At 63.8% G+C, this 22,516-nt stretch carries 17 protein-coding genes; 7 read left to right on the top strand and 10 right to left on the bottom strand.

Annotated features, from left to right (window positions below; all coding sequences use genetic code 11):
* Nucleotides 1-177: 177 nt before the first annotated feature.
* Nucleotides 178-414, top strand: coding sequence for a hypothetical protein (locus tag OX460_RS17545; RefSeq protein WP_251349295.1), 237 nt, complete (start codon nucleotides 178-180; stop codon nucleotides 412-414).
* Between the two features lie 122 nt (nucleotides 415-536).
* Nucleotides 537-1,049: a hypothetical protein gene (locus OX460_RS17540; protein WP_152252198.1), complete on the top strand. Its 513-nt coding sequence runs from the start codon at nucleotides 537-539 to the stop codon at nucleotides 1,047-1,049.
* Between the two features lie 23 nt (nucleotides 1,050-1,072).
* On the opposite strand, the gene OX460_RS17535 is transcribed toward OX460_RS17540, so the two are convergent.
* The 5 genes from OX460_RS17535 to OX460_RS17515 all read right to left on the bottom strand — a co-directional run bounded on the left by OX460_RS17535 (nucleotide 1,073) and on the right by OX460_RS17515 (nucleotide 8,815).
* Complete coding sequence (locus OX460_RS17535; RefSeq protein ID WP_289899442.1) at nucleotides 1,073-4,255, bottom strand: CusA/CzcA family heavy metal efflux RND transporter; 3,183 nt, start codon at nucleotides 4,253-4,255, stop codon at nucleotides 1,073-1,075.
* A gap of 25 nt (nucleotides 4,256-4,280) precedes the next feature.
* Nucleotides 4,281-5,498: an efflux RND transporter periplasmic adaptor subunit gene (locus OX460_RS17530; protein WP_289899441.1), complete on the bottom strand. Its 1,218-nt coding sequence runs from the start codon at nucleotides 5,496-5,498 to the stop codon at nucleotides 4,281-4,283.
* Nucleotides 5,499-5,510: 12 nt separating this feature from the next.
* Nucleotides 5,511-6,749 (bottom strand): TolC family protein, encoded by a 1,239-nt coding sequence (locus OX460_RS17525; protein WP_289899440.1) that lies wholly within the window; start codon nucleotides 6,747-6,749, stop codon nucleotides 5,511-5,513.
* A gap of 107 nt (nucleotides 6,750-6,856) precedes the next feature.
* Nucleotides 6,857-7,225: a cation efflux protein, CzcI family gene (czcI, locus tag OX460_RS17520; RefSeq protein ID WP_289899439.1), complete on the bottom strand. Its 369-nt coding sequence runs from the start codon at nucleotides 7,223-7,225 to the stop codon at nucleotides 6,857-6,859.
* Between the two features lie 42 nt (nucleotides 7,226-7,267).
* Entirely contained in the window at nucleotides 7,268-8,815 is a 1,548-nt protein-coding gene (locus OX460_RS17515) for a C13 family peptidase (RefSeq protein WP_289899438.1), read from the bottom strand.
* 185 nt (nucleotides 8,816-9,000) lie between these two features.
* Between OX460_RS17515 and OX460_RS17510 the strand changes: the two genes are divergently transcribed.
* A complete protein-coding gene (locus tag OX460_RS17510) occupies nucleotides 9,001-10,956 on the top strand; it encodes a GAF domain-containing sensor histidine kinase (protein WP_289899437.1) in 1,956 nt (651 codons plus the stop codon).
* Between the two features lie 225 nt (nucleotides 10,957-11,181).
* Here the strand turns inward: OX460_RS17510 and OX460_RS17505 are convergent, their stop codons facing one another.
* Nucleotides 11,182-12,687: a DUF3369 domain-containing protein gene (locus OX460_RS17505; RefSeq protein WP_099665621.1), complete on the bottom strand. Its 1,506-nt coding sequence runs from the start codon at nucleotides 12,685-12,687 to the stop codon at nucleotides 11,182-11,184.
* A 436-nt stretch (nucleotides 12,688-13,123) separates the two neighbouring features.
* On the opposite strand from OX460_RS17505, the gene OX460_RS17500 reads away from it, so the two are divergent.
* Complete coding sequence (locus tag OX460_RS17500) at nucleotides 13,124-13,627, top strand: DUF3016 domain-containing protein (protein WP_099665620.1); 504 nt, start codon at nucleotides 13,124-13,126, stop codon at nucleotides 13,625-13,627.
* A gap of 29 nt (nucleotides 13,628-13,656) precedes the next feature.
* Here the strand turns inward: OX460_RS17500 and OX460_RS17495 are convergent, their stop codons facing one another.
* The 3 genes from OX460_RS17495 to OX460_RS17485 all read right to left on the bottom strand — a co-directional run bounded on the left by OX460_RS17495 (nucleotide 13,657) and on the right by OX460_RS17485 (nucleotide 16,508).
* Nucleotides 13,657-14,457 (bottom strand): transporter substrate-binding domain-containing protein, encoded by an 801-nt coding sequence (locus OX460_RS17495; RefSeq protein ID WP_289899436.1) that lies wholly within the window; start codon nucleotides 14,455-14,457, stop codon nucleotides 13,657-13,659.
* A gap of 41 nt (nucleotides 14,458-14,498) precedes the next feature.
* Nucleotides 14,499-14,942 carry a thioesterase family protein gene (locus OX460_RS17490; protein WP_077399141.1) on the bottom strand — a complete coding sequence of 148 codons (444 nt, stop codon included), beginning with the start codon at nucleotides 14,940-14,942 and terminating at the stop codon, nucleotides 14,499-14,501.
* 117 nt (nucleotides 14,943-15,059) lie between these two features.
* Complete coding sequence (locus OX460_RS17485; protein ID WP_289899435.1) at nucleotides 15,060-16,508, bottom strand: PQQ-dependent sugar dehydrogenase; 1,449 nt, start codon at nucleotides 16,506-16,508, stop codon at nucleotides 15,060-15,062.
* 216 nt (nucleotides 16,509-16,724) lie between these two features.
* On the opposite strand from OX460_RS17485, the gene OX460_RS17480 reads away from it, so the two are divergent.
* Nucleotides 16,725-17,831 carry an S-(hydroxymethyl)glutathione dehydrogenase/class III alcohol dehydrogenase gene (locus OX460_RS17480; protein ID WP_034753481.1) on the top strand — a complete coding sequence of 369 codons (1,107 nt, stop codon included), beginning with the start codon at nucleotides 16,725-16,727 and terminating at the stop codon, nucleotides 17,829-17,831.
* Between the two features lie 118 nt (nucleotides 17,832-17,949).
* Nucleotides 17,950-18,183 (top strand): hypothetical protein, encoded by a 234-nt coding sequence (locus tag OX460_RS17475; protein ID WP_034784311.1) that lies wholly within the window; start codon nucleotides 17,950-17,952, stop codon nucleotides 18,181-18,183.
* A 12-nt stretch (nucleotides 18,184-18,195) separates the two neighbouring features.
* Here OX460_RS17475 and OX460_RS17470 read toward each other — a convergent pair whose 3' ends face one another.
* On the bottom strand, nucleotides 18,196-19,200 hold the full coding sequence (locus OX460_RS17470) for a helix-turn-helix domain-containing protein (RefSeq protein WP_077399151.1): 1,005 nt from the start codon (nucleotides 19,198-19,200) through the stop codon (nucleotides 18,196-18,198).
* Nucleotides 19,201-19,315: 115 nt separating this feature from the next.
* Between OX460_RS17470 and OX460_RS17465 the strand changes: the two genes are divergently transcribed.
* A complete protein-coding gene (locus OX460_RS17465; protein WP_289899434.1) occupies nucleotides 19,316-22,489 on the top strand; it encodes a DUF6701 domain-containing protein in 3,174 nt (1,057 codons plus the stop codon).
* The last annotated feature ends 27 nt before the right edge of the window (nucleotides 22,490-22,516 follow it).

Genomic DNA, 22,516 nt, shown 5'->3' with positions numbered 1-22,516 from the left:
TGCTCACACTGTAGGGATGCGCCCGGCTCGCCGCCAGCGGCGTGCGACAGGCCGTCATTTTCACGGTATGGAAGGCGCTGGGGGGCAGAAAAACGCTGATCTGGAACAAGATTTCTTTTCTTGTAATGCGCGCAAGCCGTCCTATACTGAATACCTCAGTCTCGCAAGGAGGGCAACATGCTTTTGTTTGCAGATACCGGGGATCAATCGCTATCCCCCCCTGACCATCGCATCATGCGCCAGCGTAGCGCCACGCAGTCCTGCGCCGAGCCCGTCGGCGCGCCATCGGCGATACCGCCGATCATCATCAACCCCTTCAATTACCATGCGCCGCTGCCGGCCATCGACCCGCGCTGGGTACCGCCCGGTCCGCCGCTGACCTGGCCCAACCGGCCTGCCATGTCCATGTGCTGACAGCCGCCGCGGCGGCAGGCTGCCTCGTGTTGTATGACGTGCCGTCGCGCTTGCGGCAAGGCGGCACGGGTGGACGTTTTCGACTATCATGCTAGCCCCGACCTTCCATCACGAGCACCGCCATGAGTACCGATTTCCCCGATTTTTCCGACGAAGCAGCCGAGCAGGACAACGACGCCCCGATCCAGGAGCCGCGCCTGTGGGTAGGCAATGGCTGGACGGCGCGCGTGATCAAGAACGAGGAAGATGAAGGCTGGGCCGTGGCCATGATCAAGGATGGCGAACCGGAGCCAGCCCTGGTGGGCCCGTGGACCATGGGCCGCGACAAGAAAAACCCGAAGCCGCTCGACGTCAACGCGTTCAACACGCTGGTCAAGACGGCCTCGGAAGTGCTGCGCCGCCACGAGCAGCAGCTGCATGCGCAATTGCACAAGAACCTGTTCGTCGCCACCGACGAGGGGCAGATCAAGGTGATGTTCGACATCGTGCCCGACGAAGACCACCCGTATGCGGAACTGAGCGCCTACGACGCCGACGGCGAGCAGATCGCCAAGGTGCGTACCTCGGCCGCGTTCAAGTTCAACGCCACGTCGGCGGCGAACTGGATCGAAGGCGGCTACCGCCGGCCGGGTTAAGCCGATTGCGGTAGCGCTTCCCTCTATTTACTCAGCTGTACCGCCGCGCCTTCGGGCGCGGTGTGCATTTCCACCTCGTCTTCCTTGCGGTACGCCAGCCGGTACAGCAGCGGCAGCACCAGCAGGGTCAAGGCTGTCGACGACAGGATGCCGCCGATCACCACGGTGGCCAGCGGCCGCTGCACTTCAGCGCCCGTGCCCGTGGCGATGGCCATCGGCACGAAACCCAGCGAGGCCACCAGCGCCGTCATCAGCACGGGCCGCAAGCGCGTGATGGCCCCTACGCGTATCGCCTCCTGCAAGGGCATGCCCTGTTCGCGCAGCTGGCGGATGTAGGCGATCATCACCAGGCCGTTCAGCACGGCCACGCCGGACAGGGCGATGAAGCCCACGGCCGCCGAGATCGACATGGGAATGTCGCGCAGCCACAGGGCGACGATGCCGCCCGTCAAGGCGAACGGGATGCCGCTGAACACGAGCAAGCCATCCTTCACGTTGCCGAACATGGCGAACAGCAAGACGAAGACGAGGGCCAGCGCCACGGGCACCACCAGCTCCAGGCGTTTCGTGGCCGACTGCAATTGCTCGAACTGGCCGCCCCAGCTGGTCCAGTAGCCGGCAGGAATGGCCACCTGCGCTTGCAGCTGCTGCGTGGCGTCGGCCACGAACGAGCCGATGTCGCGCCCGCGCACGTTGGCGCTGATGACGATGCGGCGCTTGCCATCTTCGCGGCTGATCTGGTTCGGCCCCGGCGCCACTTGCAGGCTGGCCACTTCACCGAGCGGGATGAAGCGCGCGCGGCCTTCCGCCGCCGCGCCCAGGGGCAGGGCGATGGGCAAGCGTTTCAGTTGCTCCAGGTCGCTGCGCAGGCTGTCGGGCAGGCGCACGACGATGTCGAAGCGGCGGTCGCCCTGGAACAACGTGCCCGCTTCCTGCCCGCCGATGGCCGTGGCAATCGCCGCTTGCACGTCGGCAATGTTGAGGCCATAGCGGGCCGTCTGCTCGCGGTCGATCTGCACCGTCAGCATGGGCAGCCCCGTCGTCTGCTCGACTTTCACTTCCGTGGCGCCCGCAATCTTGCCCAGTACGCCAGCGATCTTTGCCGCCGTGCCGTCGAGGACAAGCATGTCGTCGCCGAACAGTTTCACGGCCACGTCGCTGCGCACGCCGGAAATCAGTTCATTGAAACGCAGCTGGATCGGTTGCGAAAACTCGTAGTTGTTGCCGGGCAAGCTGCTGGCCGTCGCTTCGATTTCCGCCAGCAATTGCCCGCGCGATTTCTTCGGCTCCGGCCACTGGTCGCGGGGCTTGAGCATGATGTAACCGTCGGAAATATTCGGCGGCATGGGGTCGGACGCGATCTCGGCCGTTCCCGTGCGGGCGAACACGCGCGCGATTTCCTTGTGGTTGCTCATCAGCTTTTTTTCCAGCTGTTGCTGCATGGCCAGCGATTGCGTCAGGCTGGTGCCGGGGATGCGCAAGGCCTGGATGGCGATGTCACCCTCGTTCAGACTGGGCACGAATTCGCTGCCCATGCGCGTGGCCAGCAAGCCCGACAGCACCACGGCCACGGCCGCGCCCGTCAGCACGACGGGCGTGTTGCGCATCACCTTGTCCAGCAGCGGCGCATACCAGCGCTTGGCGGCGCGCATGATGGCGTTTTCCTTCTCCGCCACCTTGTCGCCGATAAACAGCGCCACGGCGGCCGGGATGAAGGTGATCGACAGCAGCATGGCGCCCAGCAGGGCGATGACGACCGTCAGGGCCATCGGCGTAAACATGCGGCCTTCCACGCCCGTCAGCGCGAAGATGGGCAGGTACACGACCATGATGATCAGCTGACCATACAGCAAGGGCCGGCGCGCCTCTTGCGATGCCGCAAACACTTCGTGAAAACGTTCCTGCAAGGTCAACGGCCGTCCCAGTTTTTGCTGCGCATGGGCCAGGCGGCGCACGCAGTTTTCCACGATCACGACGGCGCCGTCGATGATGATGCCGAAGTCCAGCGCCCCCAAACTCATGAGGTTTGCGCTCACGTGGTATTGCACCATGCCCGTAAACGTGAACAGCATGGCCAGCGGAATCACCATGGCCGTGATGATTGCCGCGCGGATATTGCCAAGGAACAGGAACAGGATGGCGATCACCAGCACGGCGCCTTCCAGCAGGTTTTTCTTCACCGTATTGATCGCCTTGTCGACCAGCACCGTGCGGTCATACACGGTGACGGCGTGCACGCCTTTCGGCAGGCTGCGGTTGATCTCCACCATTTTCTTGTCGACGGCTTGCGAGACGGCGCGGCTGTTCTGGCCGATCAGCATGAACACCGTGCCCAGCACCACTTCGCGGCCGTTTTCCGTGGCCGCGCCCGTGCGCAGCTCGCGCCCCAGCACCACGTCGGCCACGTCGCGGATGCGGATGGCCACGCCCTGCACATTGGCGACGACGATGTTGCCGAGGTCGTCCTTGGACGCCACCTGGCCCGGCGCGCGTATCAGCAGTTGCTCGCCCTGCCGTTCGATGTAGCCGGCGCCCACGTTGCTGTTGTTGCGCTCGAGCGCCGTCACCACGTCTTGCAGGCTGATGCCGTAGGCGGCCAGTTTTTCCGGGTAGGGCGCCACCTGGTATTGCTTGGCGTAGCCGCCGATGGCATTGATTTCCGTCACGCCCGTGACATTGCGCAACTGCGGCTTGATGATCCAGTCCTGGATTTCGCGCAAGTCCGTCGGCGTGTACGGCGTGCCGTCGGGCTTCTTCGCGCCGTCCTGCGTTTCCACCGTCCACAGGTAGATTTCGCCGAGGCCCGTGGAAACGGGACCCATCTTCGGTGTGATGCCTGCTGGCAAGCTTTCTTTCGCTTCCTGCAAGCGCTCGTTGATCATCTGGCGCGCAAAATAGATGTCCGTGCCATCCTTGAAGATCACGGTCACTTGCGACAGGCCGTAGCGCGATAGCGAGCGCGTCTGCTCCAGGTTGGGCAAGCCGGCCATGGCCGTTTCGATGGGGAAGGTGACCCTTTGTTCGGTTTCCAGCGGCGAATAGCCGGCGGACTGGGTATTGATTTGCACCTGCACATTGGTGATGTCGGGCACGGCGTCGATGGGCAGCTTTTGATAGCTGTAGATGCCCAGGCCGGCCATGGCGGCCACGGCCAGCATCACCAGCCAGCGCTGGTCGATGGCAAAGCGGATCAAGCGTTCAAACATGATGGTTTCCTTAGCCTTGACGTGATCAGTGTTCGTGACCGGCGGAGTCCTTGCCCAGCTCGGACTTCAGGACGAAACTGCCTTGCGCCGCGTACGGCGTGCCGGCGGCCAGGCCCTGCTTGATGTGCGTCAAGCTGCCATCGCTGCGGCCCAACACCACGGGCGTGGCCTGGTAGCCATCTTTCACCTGCACGAAGACGACGGGCTTGTCTTCCACCGTCTGGATGGCCGTGCTCTGCACGGTGACGGGCGCGTCCGCTTCGCCGGACACGACTTCCACCGTGACGAAGAGGCCCGGGCGCCACGCCATGTCCGGGTTCAGCAAGCTGATGCGTGCCTTGGCCGTGCGCGTCTGCTCGCCCAGCAGCGCGCCCACATAGGTGATCGTGCCTTGCGCGCTGGCATCAAACGCGGACGCTTTCACCTCCGCCTTGCCTCCCATGCGCACGGTGGCCAGGTCTTTCGCGGGCACGGCGATTTCCGCCCACACGGTCGACAGGTCGGAAATGACGAAGATGTTTGCATCTTCCTTGACGGCTTCGCCCAAGGTGATGTGTTTTTCCAGCACCATGCCGTCGAACGGCGCGCGGATGTCGTAGCGGTTCAGCGGGCCCTTGCTGGCTCCGGTCCCGGAACCATTGGCACCCAGCGCGCTGAGCTTTTGCTGGGCGTTTTGCACGGCGATTTCCGCTTCGCGCCACGCTTGCTGCGCCTGCAGATAATCTTGCTCGGCCGAAATCTTCTCGCGCCACAGTTTTTCTTCGCGCTCATACGTGGAGCGGGCCAGCGACAGCCGCCGCTGCGCCGACAGCAGTGCGCTGCGCTGTTCCGACAGTTCCGTGCTGGCGATGACGGCCAGCACTTGCCCCTTCTTGACCAGCTGGCCCAGGTCGGCGTGCACGGCTTCCACCACGCCAGCCAGACGCGGCACGACGTGGGCCGTGCGGTCTTCATTGAAGCGGATTTCACCGGGCAGGGCCACCGTCGTCTTGATGCGGCCGGGCGCGGCCGTGGCGATGACGACGCCGGCTGCGCGGCTTTGCGCAGCCGTCAATTCCAGCTTGCCTTCCACTTCTTCGTGGCCATGTTCGTCTTTCTTTTCCGCATGTGCTTCCGCCTTGGCGGCCGGGACTGCCGGGGCGCTGGACTTGCCCGTGCCAAGGATGAGAACGGCCAGCACGATGCCGGCGGCGGCGATGGAAGCGATGGCGATCGCCTGCTTTTTGTTGCGTGTGATATTCATGTCGGGTCTTCCTTACAGGGGAGCTGGTGTGCCCAGCAGGCGCTCGATGTCGGCGGCGGCGTGCTGCGCTTCCGTCAGCGCGCGCAGGTATTGGTTTTTGGCTTGCAGCAAGGTGCGTTGGGCGTCGAGCACGTCGAGGAAGGCGAACTTGCCGAACTCGAAGCCCTTGCTGGCCGCGTCGTAGGCGCTTTGCGCGCCAGGCAAGATGTCCTGGCGCAAGCTTTCCACGTCGAGCCGGGCCGTGGCCAGGCGTTCGCTGGCGGCGGCCACGGCCGTTTGCACGGCGATGCGGGCGGCGGCCAGCTCGTCGCTGGCCTTGTCGCTGCGGCGCAAGGCGTCGAGCTTGTTGCCCGCATTGCGGTCGAACAGGGGCAGCGGCAGGGCCAGGCCGATGATGGCCTGGTTGCGGCCCAGTTCTTCCGAGCGCTTCATGCCGATGCTGAGCGTGACGTCGGGCGTGCAACGCCGCTGTTCCACGTCCAGCATGGCTTGCCTCTGGGCCAGGGCGCTTTGCGCCTGGCGCACGGCCGGGGCTTGCTCCAGGCGCGCCGCCAGTTCGCTGGCCGGGGGCAGCTCCGGCAAGGTTTCCAGGCGTCCCTCTGCCAGGGTGAAACGGGGCGTGGCGTTGCCCCACAGGGCGGCCAGGCGCTGGCGGGCGCTGGCCAGGGTGCTGCGCGCCAGGTTCAGTTCCAGCCGCACGCTCGCTTCGGCCACCCTGGCGCGGGTTTCCTCGACCGGGGACGCCTTGCCGGCCGTCACCCGGCGCGCCGTGATGTCGCTGGCGCGCGCGGCCAGCGCTTGCGCGCTGTCGGCCAGGCGCAAGCCTTCCTGCGCGGCCAGCACGTCGACAAAGGCGGACGTGACGGCGGCGCGCGTGTCGGCCTGTTGCAGGGACAGGTCCGCCTGCGCCAGGTCTGCGCCGCGCTGGGCGACGGCGGTGCGCGCACCCCGCTTGCCGCCCAGCTCGATGAGCTGGTTGAGTTGCACGGTGGTGCTGCGCGTGGCGCGCCGCGTGTCTTCCAGCACGGTTTGCAGTTCCGGGTTGGGCAAGGCGCGCGCCTGCAGCAGGGCGCCGCCTTGCGCCGCCAATTCATGGCGGGCGGCCGACAGGGTGGCGTTGCCGCCTTCGGCCAGCAGCAGCGCGGCGGGCAGGGTCAGGGGCGCGGCGGGTTCCACGCCAGATTGCGCATGGGCAAAGTTGCCGGCCAGCAGGCCAGCAGAGAGTAGCAATAGATACATGGATCGGTGCATCGAATTCTCCAAGGTATGGAAAAAGAATTCGACGGGACGCGCAGGCCTGCGCCCGGATTATCTCAGGGCGCGTATTGCGTTATGACAAAAGGGGACGTCCCGTCGGCCTAGGTGGCCGACGACCAGTCGGGGCGCTTGGGAGCGTCCGGGATGTGGGAAGCGTAAAAGAAGGGGGACGTGTCCGCGTTCACGGAGGCCATGTCGCCGACGGGCAGGCTGGAGCCGGCCGGCAGCCACGCGTGGCCGATGCCGTGGCAGACGTTGCAATCGCTGTGCGGCTGGCCTTTTTTCTGCTGGTCCGTCACTTTTTTATCGCCGGCGGGCTGCTTGTCCGCATCCGCCTTGTGCTGGTGGCTGTGATGGCCCAGGTGCTGCGCCGCCTTGCCTTCCTCGTGCAGGCAATACGCGCTCGCCGCGGCCCAGGACATCTGGAGCGGAAGCACGAACAGCAGCAAAATGAGGAAGAATTTACGCATGGTGACGGCTATTGTACAGAAAGGCGGGCGGGCGTGCCCATGTCAGCGCGGCTGGGCGCGCCACGCTTTCAATTGCGCGGCGATGGCCTTGCCCTGGAACAGTTGCGGCTCGGAATGCTCTTCCGCTTCCATGCCGCCCTCGTTGAAATCGGCCGCCTCGCGCGCCTGCACCAGTACTTTGGCCTTGTCGAACGCTTCCGTGAAGCTGCTGCTTTTCGGCAAGGCTTCCTTGAAATACGCTTCGCTGAAATACGTAAAATCGTTCTGGTCGTCGCAGCCGAACGAGGTGCGGTCGCTGCGCGCGGCCGTGATGACGAGGGTATTGTCATCTTTCAAGGGGGCAATGAAGCCGCCCGCATAGCAGGCCGAGATCACGATGACTTTCCAGCGGATGCCGCTGTGCTTGAGCATGGACGCCAGTTCCTGCGCGGGCAGGCTGTGCAGGTCCATGCCGTTTTGCGCCAGCGCCAGTTCGTGCTCGGGCGAGCCGTGGCTGGTGAGGAACAGGAACAGGATGTCGTTGGCCTTGTCCATCTTCGCGCCCAGCGCGTCGAGGCTGGCGGCGATGCTGGTGCGCGTGGCCATCGGCTGCTGCGCCACCGTGTTGCGGCTGTTGACGAGCATCAGGGAGCGGCCCACGGTGCCGTAATCGCGGTCGAACTGGCGCTGCACGAAGGCCGTTTCGCGGTGAAACACTTCCTGTGCGCCATCGCCGGCCACGCCCAGCAAATACAGATTGATCTTTTTCGCCGCATCGCGCGGCGCGATGCGCGCCAGGGCGCCGTCGAGCAAGGTGCGCTGGTTGTACAGGGCCAGCTCGATATTGTCGCGCGTGAGCTTGTCCAGGGCCGGGTCGTCCAGCTGGCCTTCCGTCCAGTTGCCGCTGTCTTCGCGCCGGCCGTCCGCCTGCGCCACGGCGTAGCGCAGCACGCCCTTGCCGTCGAACTGGCCATTCTTGAAGCCGCCCCGGTATTCGTCGCCTTCGGCCGTGCGCAGCACGCCCTGGCCTTCGAATTTCCAGTCCTTCAGCTCGCCTTCGTAGTGGATGCCGTCGCTGGTGGTGACGGTGGCCTTGCCCTGCACCTGGCCCTGGACGAATTCGCCTTCGAAGACGGTGCCGTCCGTGTCGGTCAGCTTGCCGGCGCCGTGCGGGCGCCAGTGCTTGAAATGGCCTTCGAAGGTGGCGCCGTCGGCGCCCTGGAAGCGGCCCACGCCCTCGAAGCTGCCCTTGACGAAGTTGCCCGTATAAATTTCGCCCTTGGGCGAGGTGTAGCGGCCGAGGCCGTCGAAGGCGCCCTGACTGAACGCGCCCGTGTATTCGACGCCGGACGCCTGGCGCAGCTTGCCCTGGCCGGAAAACACGCCGCGCGCGAAGCCCCCTTCGTAAAACGCGCCGCTCGCATATTCGAGCCGGCCCTGGCCATGCATCTTGCCCGCGACGAGGGGGCCGAAATAGCGTCCGCCATCGGCCGTTTCCGCCGCCGGCGCCTTGGCTGGCGCGGCGCACAGCGGCGGCATGCCCAGCGCGGCAAAGGCCAGCAGGCCGGCGAGGGTGTAGGGGCGAAGCGAGGCGCGTAGCGTGGCAGTCATGAGGACGGTCTGGTCTGTAGGAAGGGGCCTAGTCTGCCACTGTATTGCCAGCGTGGCAAATGCGCGCGTGGCGTGTGTTGCTCTGCCTCAAGGCAAGATTCTCCGTTTTATGCCGTGCCAAGGCTGGGCTGAACTGATAATATTGATTTTCAGAACATATACTTGCACAAGGTACATAGTCACCCATGGAAAGCCGCCTCAGTCGCCTGGAAGCCGTTCAAACCGTGTTGCTGGAAATCGGGCAGCGCTCGAGCACCTGCAGCGATATCAGTGAATTCCTGCAGGCGGTGCATGCGGCGCTGGGACGCATCATGTATGCGGCGAACTTCTATGTCGCGCTCAGCGACCGCGACGACGGCCTCGTGCGCTTTCCCTATTTTGTCGACGAATTCGACGCCGCGCCCGACCCGGACGAGGGCGTGCGCCTGGCCAGCGCGGCGCAGTCGCCCACGGCGTGGGTCATCGTCAACCGCAAGCAGCTGGTGATGACGGCCGACGACGACGCCATGCGCGCCATCGGCGGCGGCGCCTGGGGCGGGGGCACGGCGGCCGAGCACTGGATCGGCTGTCCGCTGCTGGACCAGCAGCACCAGGTGCTGGGCGCCATCGTCATCCAGAGCTACGACGCCCAGCACCGCTTCAGCCTGGAAGACCAGGCCCTGTTTGCGCTGATCGCCACGCACGTGTCGAGCGCGCTGCAAGGCATGCAAAGCATGGACCGCCTGGAAAAGGCGGTGCAGGAGCGCACGGCCCTGCTGGCGCACGAGGTGGCCGAGCGGCGCCGCGCGGAAAACCTGCAGCATGCGCTGTATGAAATCGCCAACCTGTCGGCGCAGGCATCCGATGCGACGACCCTGTACGCGCGCCTGCACGCCATCATCAGCGAGCTGGTGACGGCGAAGAATTTCCTCATCGCCCTGTATCACCCGGACAACAAGGACATCACGATCCCGTATTTCGTCGACGAGAAGGATGCGCAGGCGCCCGTGAAACGCTTTCATTACGGCATCGGCATGAGTTCCTATGTGCTGGCGCGGCGCCAGGCTTGCCTGCTCGATGCGGACAGCTATGCGGCGCTGGTGGCCCGCGGCGAGATGGAAGAGCCGCTGGGCAATACCAGCATCGCCAGCTGGATGGGCGCGCCCATGCTGCTGGGCGACCGGAAATATGGCGTGATCATCGTGCAAAGCTATGACACGTCCGTCGTGTATGGCCAGGCGGAACTGGACGTGCTGGCCTTCATGGCCAGCCACGTGGCCGTGGCGATGGCCCGCATCCAGGCCGACAGCGCCATGCGCCGCGCCAAGGAAGCGCTGGAAGAGCAGAACGCGGCCCTGAACAGCGCCCTGAGCGCCTTGCAGGAGGCGCAGTCGGAACTGGTGCGCCAGGAAAAACTGGCTTCGCTGGGACGCCTGGTGGCGGGCGTGGCGCATGAAATCAATACGCCGCTGGGCATTTGCGTGACGGCCACCAGCCACCTGGTGCAGGAATTGAAGCTCACGCGCGAAGACCTGGAAGGCGGCCAGCTCGATGAAGATGGCTTGCGGCAATTTTTCGACATCATCGACCAGACCTTGCGCATCATGACGACGAACACGCAGCGCGCCGCGGCGCTGGTGCGCAGCTTCAAGCAGGTGGCCGTGGACCAGTCGTCGGACGAATTGCGCAGCTTTAACTTGCGCAAATACCTCGATGAAATCCTGCTGTCCTTGCAGCCCAAGCTGAAGGGCAAGCCCGTCAAGGTGGAGATCGATTGCCCGCCCGAGGTGCAGCTGCGCAGCTATCCGGGCGCCGTCTCGCAGATCGTCACGAACATGGTGGTCAATTCACTCGTGCATGGCTTTGTCGAAGGCGAGCCGGGCAAGATCAGGATCAGCGTGCGCACGGCCGGCGAGATGCTGGAACTCGACTACAGCGATGACGGCATGGGCATGGACAGCGCCACCCTGGGCCAGTTGTTCGACCCTTTCTTCACGACCAAGCGCGGTTCCGGCGGCAGCGGCCTGGGCGCGCATATCCTCTACAACCTGGTGACGGGACCGCTGGGCGGCACGGTGAAGGTGGTCAGCGCGCCAGGCATGGGATTGCACTATAAAATCCGTTTCCCGCTCGGGTTCAATGATGTGTCCTTGAAAACCTAAAAGCGGCGGGCCGGAGACGCGGGCCTGAGAAAATGCCGATGGCGGCGTTGCAGCTCCTTGCCGTACATGCGTACTGTCTGCGTCGCTGCGCCTTGCCCTCGACGTTTTTCAGGTCCGCTTGGCCCGGAATGCCCGTGTTGGGGGCGTGGGCCGAAGCGTGTTTTGCCGGCGTGCGTATTGCTCAGGGGGCACTTGGTTCTTGGACGAACCGCGTAATCCGGTCTGCTAGTCTGGAAAACGTTGATTCAACGCAAGCGCTGCATCCAGATTCGCAATCAGCAATTCCACATATTGCGGATCGAGGTGGCTGCCGCTGACTTCGCGCAGGTAGCCCACCACGCGCTCCAGGGGCCAGGCGTCCTTGTAGCAGCGCTTGTGCATGAGGGCGTCGAAGACGTCGGCGACGGCGGCGATGCGCGCGTATTTGTGGATGTGCTCGCCGACCAGGCCCTGCGGGTAGCCGCTGCCGTCGTATTTTTCATGGTGCTGGTGGGCAATCACGGCGGCCGCCTTCAGCAGCGGGCGCTGCGAGCCGTCCAGGATGGACATGCCTACCGTCGGATGCTGCTTCATGATTTCCCATTCGGCCGCGTCGAGCTTGCCCGGTTTGAGCAGCACGGCGTCGGGCGTGGAAATCTTGCCGATGTCATGCATGGGCGCCGCATGGCGCAGCACCATGGTTTCCTCGTCCGACATGCCGGACGCCTGCGCCAGCAGCTGGCACACTTCGGCCATGCGGCGCACGTGGTTGCCCCCTTCGTGCGAGCGCGATTCGACCACGTCGCCCAGGCGCAGGATCAGCTCGGCCTGGGTATCGGTGATTTCCTGCGTCAGCAGGATGTTGTCGAAGGCGATCGCCACGCCGGAACAGAAGACTTCCAGCAATTGCGCATCGAGGTCGGAGATTTCTTCCACGCCCTTGAGTACCAGTAAGGACGCCTTGCCGCTGCTGTTCGGGAAATAGCCGACATAGGTGTCGCCGTGCAGGCGCGAGATCTTGTTGCTCTTGGCGTCGTCCAGCTGCGACAGCAGGGAAGGGCTGAGGATGCCGTCGTCCGTGTCGCCGATCTGCGCGAGGATTTCATAATCCTGTTCGCCCGAAATGGCGCTGGCGCCGCGCAGGCGCAGCAGCATGCTCGTTTCCAGGCGCAGCAGGGCGACGACTTGCTGTAGCAGGCCGCTGGCGAAGTCGCGCAGGTTGCGCTGCTTGAAGATGTGCGCCGAGGCGGCGATGACGCGCTCGAGTCCCTCGCGGTAATGGAGCTGGGCCTGGCGCGCCTCTTCCACCTTCATGATGTCGCGGTAGGCGCGCAGGGCGGCAAAGGTGGTGGTGAACAGCTTGGTGCGGTCCAGTTCCGTCTTTTCCTTGTAGTCGTTGATGTCGTAGTTGACGATCACCCGCTCTTCCGGCGCCTGTCCCGGCTGTCCCGTGCGCAGCACGATGCGCGTAAACTGGTTGCCCAGGTCTTCGCGCATCCAGCGCGCCACTTCCAGGCCGCTGTCTTCGCGCTCCATCACCACGTCGAGAAACACCAGCGCGATGCCTGCTTCGCGCGCCAGCACCTGCTTGGCTTCGGCGCCGCTGTAGGCATGCACGAAACTCAGGGCGCGGCCCTCGAGGCGAAAACGGCTCAGTGTCAGTTCGGTGATGTCATGGATGTCGGGTTCATCGTCGACGAGCAGGACTTTCCAGGGAGGTAACTTGGGCGATGCTGAAGACAAAAATGACATAAGGGCGAGTTCCGCTAAAAGGCATAACTGACGCAATACTGAGACGCCCGCGCCAGGCTTGCCTGTGCGCCACTACTGGCGTTGCGCGTTTTTCGGGCGCATTTTATCGATTGTAGACTGACAGCCAAGTATTAACAACAAGCAAGAATAATTGACTAAACTCATGCAACATGCATATCAAAAAAGCACTTTAAATCCACGCTGCCGGCACTATGTATACTTTATCGCTTAGGCAACTATATTTTCAAGACAATACTTTGTTTTAATTAATATTGCCAATGAATCTGTAAAAAAAATCGGTGGGACGAAGCTTCGTTCGTTACGCGGTGCAAGAAAAGTAACAATGTATTAGTTTCCCTTTAGAATGAAACGCATCGCGCTATATTGAGAAGTAAAAAATGGCCGCAGGCCATCCACATTCTTGAAAGGACTCATCATGAAAACGAAAACGACGCGTACCTTCATTGCTGGTCTTGCCTTGCTGGCGAGCACTGCCGCCTGGGCGGGCACGGAAGTGCATTTCACCAAGCCGGAACAATTCTCGGATGTGTCTTTCGATCGGACGGAGCGTGAGAATGTCCTCAAGGACTTGGCGGCGCACTTCGCAAAACGGGGAGAGGCGCTCAAGCCCGGGCTAACCCTGAAGATCGATGTGACGGATCTGGACATGGCTGGCCGTGAAAATCCCGCCATGCGCTCTGCGCAGGATTTCCGCGTGATGACCGGCCAGGCCGACTGGCCGCGCATACGCTTGCACTATGTGCTGGAGCAAGATGGCAAGGTCATCGGCAGCGCCGATGCGGCCCTGTCCGATATGTCCTATCTGACGCGCATCAATCGTTATTCCAGCGGCGACAAGCTGCGCTATGAGAAGCAGATGATCGATGACTGGTTTGCGAGCACGTTCGGCGCGCAAGTGAAGAGTCCGGTACGCAAATGATCTTGCCGCGGCGCGAAGTGCCGGGCTGATCAACGCAAATAAGCGTGTTCGATGCGCGCCAGCTGGCCGCTATGCCGCAGGGCCAGCAGGGCGGCATTCATCTGCGCTACGAAATCGGCCTTGTAGGCCGGCGTGTTGCGCGCGCTGTAGGCGATATACGTGGCTTCGGACGACAATTCCAGCACTTCGTGCAAGGCAAAGCCGTAACGGGCCAGTTCGCCGCCCAGCCGGCGCGCCGTGTGGCGTGCCGCGCCGCGGTCGCTGGCGTAGCAATCGATGCGCCGCAAGGCCAGTTTTTTCAGATTGGCTTCATTGCCCTTGGCCGCTTCCAGGCGCAGCAGTCCCTCGCGGGCCGGCGCCATCAGTTTTTCCGAGAGTAAAAACCCCGTATTGACGCCGATGGTCAGGCCGGCAAAGTCGGCGGGAAACCGCGTGCGCGGCGTGCGCATGACGGCGTCATGGCAAAACAGCACCACCGATTCGCGGTACAGCATGGCCGAATACGGCTGCACGTAGGGCCGTTCCGTCTTGCGTCCGGGCGGAAACAGGCCGAAAACCTGGCCCTTTTCCAGCGCATCGAGGCCCCGCTTCCAGGGGCGCGGCTGCAGTTCCAGCCGGTAGCCGGGCATCGCGCTGGCCGCCTGGCGCAGGATATCGACATACATGCCCTTGAAGACGCCGTTTTCCACATAGCTGTACGGCGCATAGTCGTCGTCGCCGTACAGGATAACGGTTTGCGGCGCGGCATGGCCGATGCCGGGGGCGGCCATCGCGCAGACGGCGGCCAGCAGGCAGGCGCCGGCGCGGCGCAGGTCAATTTTACATATCATCCTGACAAGGATACAGGATGATGGCCGGAATGTACCGCGCCTCAATCGATCCAGTTCACCTGCGGGAACTTGCTGCCGAAATCTTCCGGCATGGGCACGACCTGGCTGAGCTTATAGTTGAAAAACACAAAGCCGGACTTGGCCATGGCGATCAGGGTGCTGTCGCGCGGACGCGTGATGCGGAAGGTGATGTCGCCGCCATACTTGTTGAAATCCATGACGCCCACTTCGAACAGCAACTGGTCGCGTGCATGGGCTTCGGCGCGGTAGGTGGTGGCCAGGTCGGTGACGATGATGCCGGTACCGTCCGCTTCGATGTCGCGCACGCCATATTCGAACAGGAAGCGGGCGCGGGCCTCGGAAATCATGGAAATCATGGAATCGTTGCCGAGATGGTTGCCGGCGTTGATGTCCGTCGTGCGTACTGTCAGTTGCGAGGAATAGCAGTACTGGTCTTCGGGGAATTCAAGTTTCAAACGGGCCATGGTGTTCTCTTGAGCTGGGGCGCAGGGCGCGGCGGAAAAAACCAATTCTAGCCGGTTCCCCGCGTCCCGTCGAAAAACGTCCCATCGTCCGTGTGCTGCAGGCATCGCGCAGGGGCCCTACTTGCGTACGATCCGGTAGACTTTCCCTGTGCCGCTCAGCATGTACAGCTCGTTTTGAGCATCCTGGCCGAACGACACGATGTTGCCCACGTTCGCGATGCCCCAGTCCGTCACGGTCGAGGCCGTGCCATTGCCGTAGCTGAAACTCTTCAGCCAGCCGCTGCAGTAGTCGGAATACAGGTATTGCCCCGCCAGTTCCGGCAGGGCCGCGCCCCGGTACACATAGCCGCCCGTGATCGAGCAGCCGCCGGCTGCATCGTGGCCGTAGGTGATGACGGGCAAGACCAGCCCCGCCTGGTTGCAGCTGACGCTGTTGTAGCACTGCGTGCCTTCCATGATGTTCCAGCCATAGTTGTTGCCCGCCTGGCCCACGGGCCGCACGTCGACCTCTTCCCAGCTGGCCTGGCCCACATCGGCGATATACAGCAGCAGGGCCGGCACGTCGAAGGCGTAGCGCCACGGATTGCGCAAGCCGTAGGCCCAGATTTCAGGGCGTCCGCCTGCCGAGGCAAAGGGATTGCCGGGTGGAATGGCATACGGCTGGGCGACGCTGCTGGCGTTGACGTCCAGGCGCAGCAGTTTACCGAGCAGCACATTCGTGTTTTGCGCGTTGCCGGGCGGGTCGCCCCCGCTGCCGCCGTCGCCCGTGCCCGCATACAGATAGCCGTCCGGGCCAAAGCTGAGCAAGCCGCCATAGTGGTTGCTGAAGGTGGGGTGGGCAATCGTGAGGATGGCCAGCGCGGACAAGGGATCGGCCACGTTGGCGTTGCCGGCCGACACTTGCCGCCGCTCGATGACGATGTCGCCGGCCAGGTTGGTGTAATAGATGAAGAAATAGCCATTGCTGGCGTACTGCGGATGGAAGGCCAGCGACAGCAAGCCCCGTTCGCCGCTGGTGGTGGTGAGCGTACTGATGTCGAGGAAGGGCGTGGCCAGCAGGCTGCCGTTCTGCACCACGCGGATGCGGCCGGCCCGTTCGACAATGAACAAACGGCTGTCGCCGGGCGGCGCCGTGAGGAAGAGGGGGGCATCCAGTCCGCTGGCCACTTCCTGCAGGCGCAGGGCCAGCGGCGTGGCTGCCGCATACGTGACGCTGGCGCTGGCCGTCGCCCCCGCAGTGACTTGCACCTGCTGCGTGACGGGCGTGGGCGCCAGCGTCCCCGTGCCTTGCGTCACGCTGGCGGCGCCAACCGCGTAGGCGCCGGGCGCCAGGCCAGTGAGCGTGGTGCTGGCCGTCAGCGTCTTGCTGTACGACGCAGGCCCCGTGACCGTGACGGCGCCCGCCACGCCGGCCGGCAAGCCGCCGATGGTGACTGTCAGGTTCCCCGTGGTGGCGCCCGGCGCTGGGTGGTGATGGCCGCCGCCACAGGCAGCCAGCAGCGCCAGGCAGCATGCCAGCAGCGGGGCCAGCCAGGGCAGCGGCAAGCGGGAAAGGAAATGGCGCATGTCAGTCTCCTGCGGGCACGACGCAATGGCTGCTCAAGAGGGGATGGGCTTGTGCCAAGAATGCGCGTCTTTGCGGCGGGAAGTTTGAGCTGGCGCAAACGTACGGTGGCATCGGACAAATGCGCCGCGTTTTCAGACAAGCGCGCCGGCACTTGCGCCGCCGCGCCCGCCGGCGCCCGATAATGGCGCATCTGAAACCGAGCAGGAATGACACACATGAAAACCAAAGCCGCGATTGCCTGGAAAGCGGGCGCCCCGCTGACCATCGAAGAAGTCGACCTGGCCGGCCCGCGCGCCGGCGAAGTGCTGGTCGAGCTGAAAGCCACGGGCATCTGCCATACCGATTACTACACCCTGTCCGGCGCCGACCCGGAAGGCATCTTTCCCGCCATTCTCGGCCATGAAGGGGCCGGCGTCGTCGTCGACGTGGGTCCGGGCGTGACGACCCTGAAAAAGGATGACCACGTCATTCCCCTGTACACGCCGGAATGCCGCCAGTGCAAATTCTGCCTGTCGCAAAAGACCAATCTGTGCCAGGCCATCCGCTCCACGCAGGGCCGCGGCCTGATGCCGGACGCCACCAGCCGCTTTTCGCTGAATGGCCAGCCCCTGTTCCACTACATGGGCACGTCCACCTTTTCCAACTACATCGTCGTGCCGGAAATCGCGCTGGCGAAAATCCGCTCCGACGCGCCGTTCGACAAGGTCTGCTACATCGGCTGCGGCGTGACGACGGGCGTGGGCGCCGTGCTGTTCTCGGCCAAGGTCGAGGCGGGCGCCAACGTGGCCGTGTTCGGCCTGGGCGGCATCGGCCTGAACGTGATCCAGGCGGCGAAGATGGTGGGCGCCGATAAAATCATCGGCATCGACATCAATCCGGCGCGCCAGGCCATCGCGCGCAAGTTCGGCATGACGCATTTCATCAACCCGAACGAGGTGGAAAACGTCGTCGACGCCATCGTGCAACTGACGGATGGCGGCGCCGATTATTCGTTTGAATGCGTCGGCAACACCACCCTGATGCGCCAGGCGCTCGAGTGCACGCACAAGGGCTGGGGCAAGTCCTTCATCATCGGCGTGGCGGCGGCGGGCCAGGAAATTTCCACCCGTCCGTTCCAGCTGGTGACGGGACGCGAATGGCGCGGTTCGGCCTTCGGCGGCGCGCGCGGACGCACGGACGTGCCGAAGATCGTCGACTGGTATATGGAAGGCAAGCTCAACATTGACGACCTGATCACGCACCGCTTGCCGCTCGAACGCATCAACGAAGGTTTCGACCTGATGAAGAGCGGCGAATCGATCCGGTCCGTCGTGTTGTATTAATTTTATCTGACTGTACTCATTGCGCAACACTTGACGGACGGGGCAGGGCGGCGCGCTGTACTTCGCTGCCTGCCCCTGCTAGTGTGAAGACATCACCGCCTTGCTTCGGGAGCCGTCCATGTTTGCCACTGCCTACCTCGCGACCTTGCGCCGCATGCTGCCCGTCTTCCTCGGCGCGGCCCTGTCTTCCCTGCTGGCCTTGTGGTGGAGTAATGCCGCCAGCCTCGCCACGCCCGCCATCTGGCTGGCGCTGCTGGCCACGTATCTGCTGTGCGCACTGCTGTTTACGCCGCTGGCCCGGCAGAGCCGCCAACTGGCGACGCGCCACGTGCGTCACGGCAAGCCGCGCTGATTCCCGCAGCGCCTAGCGCGCCGTGCTGGAAAAGCGCTCGCGGTAATCGCGCGGCGTGATGGCGAGTTTCTTTTGAAACAGGCGGCGCAACCTGTCTTCGCTGTGCAAGCCCGCTTGCACTGCCACCTGTTTTAAGGAAGACACATTGTCTTCCAGCAAGCGACGCGCCACTTCAAAGCGGGCCGTGTCGATGAATTCCGTGGGACTGGTGCCCGTTTCGCGCTGGAACACGCGCGTAAAATTGCGCTCGCTCATGGCCAGCCTGGCCGCCAGCAGCGGCACGGTAAGCTCTTCGGCAAGATGCTCCATGATCCAGCCCTGCAACTGGCGGATGGTCGGGTGCGTCGTCATCTGGCTCGACAGGTGCACGGAAAACTGCGACTGGCCGCCGGGCCGCTTCAGATACACGACCAGGTCGCGCGCCACTTCCAGCGCGATATCGCGGCTGAAATCGTCTTCCACCAGGGCCAGCGCCAGGTCGATGCCGGCCGTCACGCCGGCCGACGTCCAGAATTTCCCTTCCCGCACGAAAATCGCATCGGCATTGACCTGTATCAATGGATAGCGCTGGCGCAGGCTATCCACGGCGCTCCAGTGCGTGGCGGCGCTCTTGCCGTCGAGCACGCCGGCCTCGGCCAGGAAGAAGCAGCCCGTGCACAGGGCTGCGAGGGTATCGATGCGCGGCGCCGCCTCGGCCACCCAGGCGGCGAGGGCGGGAATGTCCTGCAAGACTTGCTCGACGTGGTGGCAGCCGACGATGACGGCCAGGTCGGGCAGGCGGTTCACATCGAGCGCCTTGCTGGCGTGCAGCGACATCAGGGTGTCCGACTCGACCGGGCCGATGGCTGTCGAGGCGATGCGCACGTCGTAGCCGCCGGGCAGATTGCGCAGGCGCAAATGGGTGTTGGCGTAGTCAAACACTTTCATGGCGCCGATGGCTTCGAGCGCCTTGAAGCCGGGATAGACGATGATGTCGACGGTGCGCAGGGGGAATTCTTTGGGGCTTTGCTTGATCATGCGATATGCGCGAGGGGGATAAATACTGCCATAATGCAACAACAGCGATGGCGTAGGTTAGCATGAAATAATCCGCGCGCCCGCTGGCTCCCCACCCACCGGATTCCTCGATATCGTGCGCTTACTCCACATTTTTGCCGCCCTGACATTGCTGCTGGGCGCATCCCTTGCCCACGCGGCCACGCTCAATTTCAATGGCGGCGCCGTCAGCGGCTGCACCCTGCCGGCGTCCAGCACCCAATACACGTGCGCCAGCTTGATCATGGGCAGCACCGACAACGTCGTCATCGCCAGCGGCTATGGCGTGACAGTCAACAGCGATGTGAGCATCGACTACAACCAGGGCCTGAGCATGAGCGGCACGGCGGCCCTGACGGCCAACAAGAATATCGACATCAGCAATGTCAATCCGCCCAACCTGAAGATCACGGGCGGCAGCCTGACGGCCAAGGGCGGCAATTTCAAGGTGGGGTCGCAGGGCGGCACCGTGCTCGTGGCCGATATCTCGGCGGCGTCCGTCTCCCTGGGCGGCACGCCCGTGAAGGTGACGGGCAATATCACGGCCACGGGCAATATCGACATTTCCTCCGGCTCGACGCTGAATGGCGCCATCAGCGGCGGCTCGATCAGCGGCAACTCCAAGGTCACGATCACGGGCAGCGTGAAGGCCAGCGGCAACGTCAGCATCGGCTCCAGCTCGACCATAACGGGACCCGTCAACGGCAGCAGCATCACCACCAGTTCCAGCGTGTCGATTACTGGCGACGTGACGGCGGTCAATTCCTTCAGCCTTGGTTCGGGCAGCAACCTGAATGGCACCACCAAGGCGCCCGTCGTCAGCATCGAAGCAGCGAACAGCCAGGTGCAGGGCGATATCACGGCCAGCACCTCGCTGACAGTCGGTTCGGGCAGCCAGGTGAAGGGCAACCTGACGTCGCCGACCATCGACTTGAAGGCCTCGGGTCTGCTGGTCACGGGCGACGTGAAAGCGTCCAGCTCCCTGAGCATCGCCTCCGGCAATGGCGTGAAGGGCAATGTCGAGGGCGGCAACGTCACGCTGGACTCGTCCAACGCGTATATCACGGGCAATGCGCTGGTCGACCACATCACCCTGGGCTGGCAGGGCCGGGTGCAGCAAACCATCACTTGCAAGGCGTATACGCCGTCGAACCCGTGCAGTTGCGTGACGAACAACAGCGGCTGGGCCTTCAATGAACCGATGGGGCCGAAGTGCGGGCCCGGCACGCCGAGTGGACTGCACCATTTCCAGATCGAGCACCCGCTGACGGCGCTCACTTGCCAGGTGCCCACGGTGACGGTGACTGCCTGCGCCGACGCCAGCTGCAGCGCGGTGTACAAGGGTAGTCCCAGCGTCACCGTCAGCCCGGGCGGCGTGCCGACGCAGATCGATGCCAGCGGCGTCAACGCCAATGTCACGGTGCGCCAGACCACGGTGGGCATCGCCACCCTGAGCCTGGTCAGCACGCCCGCCACGACGGGCGCGCTGGTGTGCAAGAGCGGCGGCAATACGAGCAATTGCCAGATCAGCTTTCTCTCCAGCGGCTTCCAGGTAAGCGGCGTTCCGCGCTACGCGGAGGACGTGGCCGTACTGGAAATCAGCGCCTTGCAGACCTCGTCCGGCAACAGGGACGTGTGCGTGCCCATGTTCGCCAGCCAGACCAAGCAATTGAACCTGACTTGCGGGTACAGCAATCCGGACAAGGGAACATTGCCTGCGCGCATCTTTGACAGCGTCCAAAATAGCTATGTCGCCCTGGCTGGCAGCGACCAGAGCAGCTGCGCCGTGGCGAGCACCAAGGTGAATGTGACGTTTGGCGCCGATGGCGTGGCCAAGCCGAACATGCTGTATGCCGATGCGGGAGCGTTGCTCCTGACGGCTGCCTACAATCCGAAAAGCGGCAGCGATAACGGCCTGGACATGAGCGGCAGCGGCACGGTCATCGTGGCGCCAGCGAAATTTCTGTTCACGAAGCTGGCGCTGATTCAGCGCGCGGGCCTGGCGGCGGCGCCCTTGACGTCCGGTACGACCATCATGCTGTCGGCCGTCAACGCGGCCGGTGCCGTGACGAAGAATTTCGGCAACGAAAGCGGTGTCGCCGTGCAAAAAGTCGTGCTTGGCAATATCTTGCTGGCGCCGGTCTACGAAAACCCGGACGTTAACACGCCTGCCAATCCGACGGTCGGCGGCGATCTCGATTTCTTGAAAAAAGGGGGCATCATCGCGGCGCCGCCGCTGGTCTGGCCCGAAGTGGGCAAGATCAATTTCACGGCCGCGCTGCAAAACGGTTATCTGGGCAGCAGCCTGACGTCGCCGGGGACGAGCGACCCCGTGCTCTTTTATCCGCACCACTTTGTGACGGAACTGGTCGTCAAGCAAGTGGATATCGGGGGGGGCGTGATGATGCCGTTTCCTTTCCCGTGCAGCGCGCCGCTCGTGTGCGCCGGCAACCGCGCCGTGTATTCGCGCCAGCCCTTCGACCTGACCATCCGCGCCCAGACGGCCGCCGGCAACGAGACGAAGAACTTCGACGCCAGGAATGCCGACATCAACAAAACGCAGGTGCCGCTGGTTCCGTATGACGCGGCCACGGGGAACAACAGCTATCCGCCCACGGCGCCATCGGGCAGCACGCTGACGGATGGGGCAACAGTACCTGCGGCCGTGACGGGCGTACCCGTCACCAGTTTTACCAATGGCGTTGCCACGCGCGCCATCGCCTACAGCTTCCCCGCCGCCTATGCCGTGCCCAAGCAGCCGACAGCGCTGGCATCGCCGACGGGGCTGCTGCTGCGCGCGACGTATGCCTATCCGGCGGCTGGCAATGTGAGCTCGGCGCCGGCCGATGGGAAGGAAGCGCAGCTGACCGTGTTCACGGGCCGCCTGATGGTGCCGCATGACTACGGTTCCGAGCGCTATCCCGTGCGCCTGGCCGTGCAGGCGCAGTACTGGGACGGGAAGACCTGGGTCACCAGTCTGCTGGACAGCATCAGCGCCTTCGGCAGCGCGCAGGTGGTGTTTGCCAATTGTAAGAAAACACTGGTGTGCAAGGACTTTGCATTCCCCGCTAACACGGTTATTACTTATACGTTCGACAAAGGCATCTTGCCGCCGAATAGACGCCTGATTGTGGCGGCGCCCGGCGCCGGCAAGACCGGCAGCGTCGATGTGTCCGTGCCCGGCATCGCGTACTTGCCCAGCACCGTGGGCACCGTCGTCTTTGGCGTCTTCAAGTCGGGCCCGGTGATTTACCTGCGCGAGATGTATTGAGCCAGGACAAAGGGTGGGCGCAGAAAG

It is taken from the genome of Janthinobacterium sp. SUN033 (assembly GCF_030397595.1).
Classification (GTDB): Bacteria; Pseudomonadota; Gammaproteobacteria; order Burkholderiales; family Burkholderiaceae_D; genus Janthinobacterium; species Janthinobacterium kumbetense.
Note: the sequence above shows the minus strand (reverse complement) of the source record. Positions and strands in the feature narration are given on the sequence as shown.

Excerpts from the sequence above, each read along its gene's own strand:
- OX460_RS17545 (WP_251349295.1), top strand. The coding sequence starts at position 178 with ATGCTTTTGTTTGCAGATACCGGGGATCAATCGCTATCCCCCCCTGAC.
- OX460_RS17540 (WP_152252198.1), top strand. The coding sequence starts at position 537 with ATGAGTACCGATTTCCCCGATTTTTCCGACGAAGCAGCCGAGCAGGAC.
- OX460_RS17535 (WP_289899442.1), bottom strand. The coding sequence starts at position 4,255 with ATGTTTGAACGCTTGATCCGCTTTGCCATCGACCAGCGCTGGCTGGTG.
- OX460_RS17530 (WP_289899441.1), bottom strand. The coding sequence starts at position 5,498 with ATGAATATCACACGCAACAAAAAGCAGGCGATCGCCATCGCTTCCATC.
- OX460_RS17525 (WP_289899440.1), bottom strand. The coding sequence starts at position 6,749 with ATGCACCGATCCATGTATCTATTGCTACTCTCTGCTGGCCTGCTGGCC.
- czcI (WP_289899439.1), bottom strand. The coding sequence starts at position 7,225 with ATGCGTAAATTCTTCCTCATTTTGCTGCTGTTCGTGCTTCCGCTCCAG.
- OX460_RS17515 (WP_289899438.1), bottom strand. The coding sequence starts at position 8,815 with ATGACTGCCACGCTACGCGCCTCGCTTCGCCCCTACACCCTCGCCGGC.
- OX460_RS17510 (WP_289899437.1), top strand. The coding sequence starts at position 9,001 with ATGGAAAGCCGCCTCAGTCGCCTGGAAGCCGTTCAAACCGTGTTGCTG.
- OX460_RS17505 (WP_099665621.1), bottom strand. The coding sequence starts at position 12,687 with ATGTCATTTTTGTCTTCAGCATCGCCCAAGTTACCTCCCTGGAAAGTC.
- OX460_RS17500 (WP_099665620.1), top strand. The coding sequence starts at position 13,124 with ATGAAAACGAAAACGACGCGTACCTTCATTGCTGGTCTTGCCTTGCTG.
- OX460_RS17495 (WP_289899436.1), bottom strand. The coding sequence starts at position 14,457 with ATGATATGTAAAATTGACCTGCGCCGCGCCGGCGCCTGCCTGCTGGCC.
- OX460_RS17490 (WP_077399141.1), bottom strand. The coding sequence starts at position 14,942 with ATGGCCCGTTTGAAACTTGAATTCCCCGAAGACCAGTACTGCTATTCC.
- OX460_RS17485 (WP_289899435.1), bottom strand. The coding sequence starts at position 16,508 with ATGCGCCATTTCCTTTCCCGCTTGCCGCTGCCCTGGCTGGCCCCGCTG.
- OX460_RS17480 (WP_034753481.1), top strand. The coding sequence starts at position 16,725 with ATGAAAACCAAAGCCGCGATTGCCTGGAAAGCGGGCGCCCCGCTGACC.
- OX460_RS17475 (WP_034784311.1), top strand. The coding sequence starts at position 17,950 with ATGTTTGCCACTGCCTACCTCGCGACCTTGCGCCGCATGCTGCCCGTC.
- OX460_RS17470 (WP_077399151.1), bottom strand. The coding sequence starts at position 19,200 with ATGATCAAGCAAAGCCCCAAAGAATTCCCCCTGCGCACCGTCGACATC.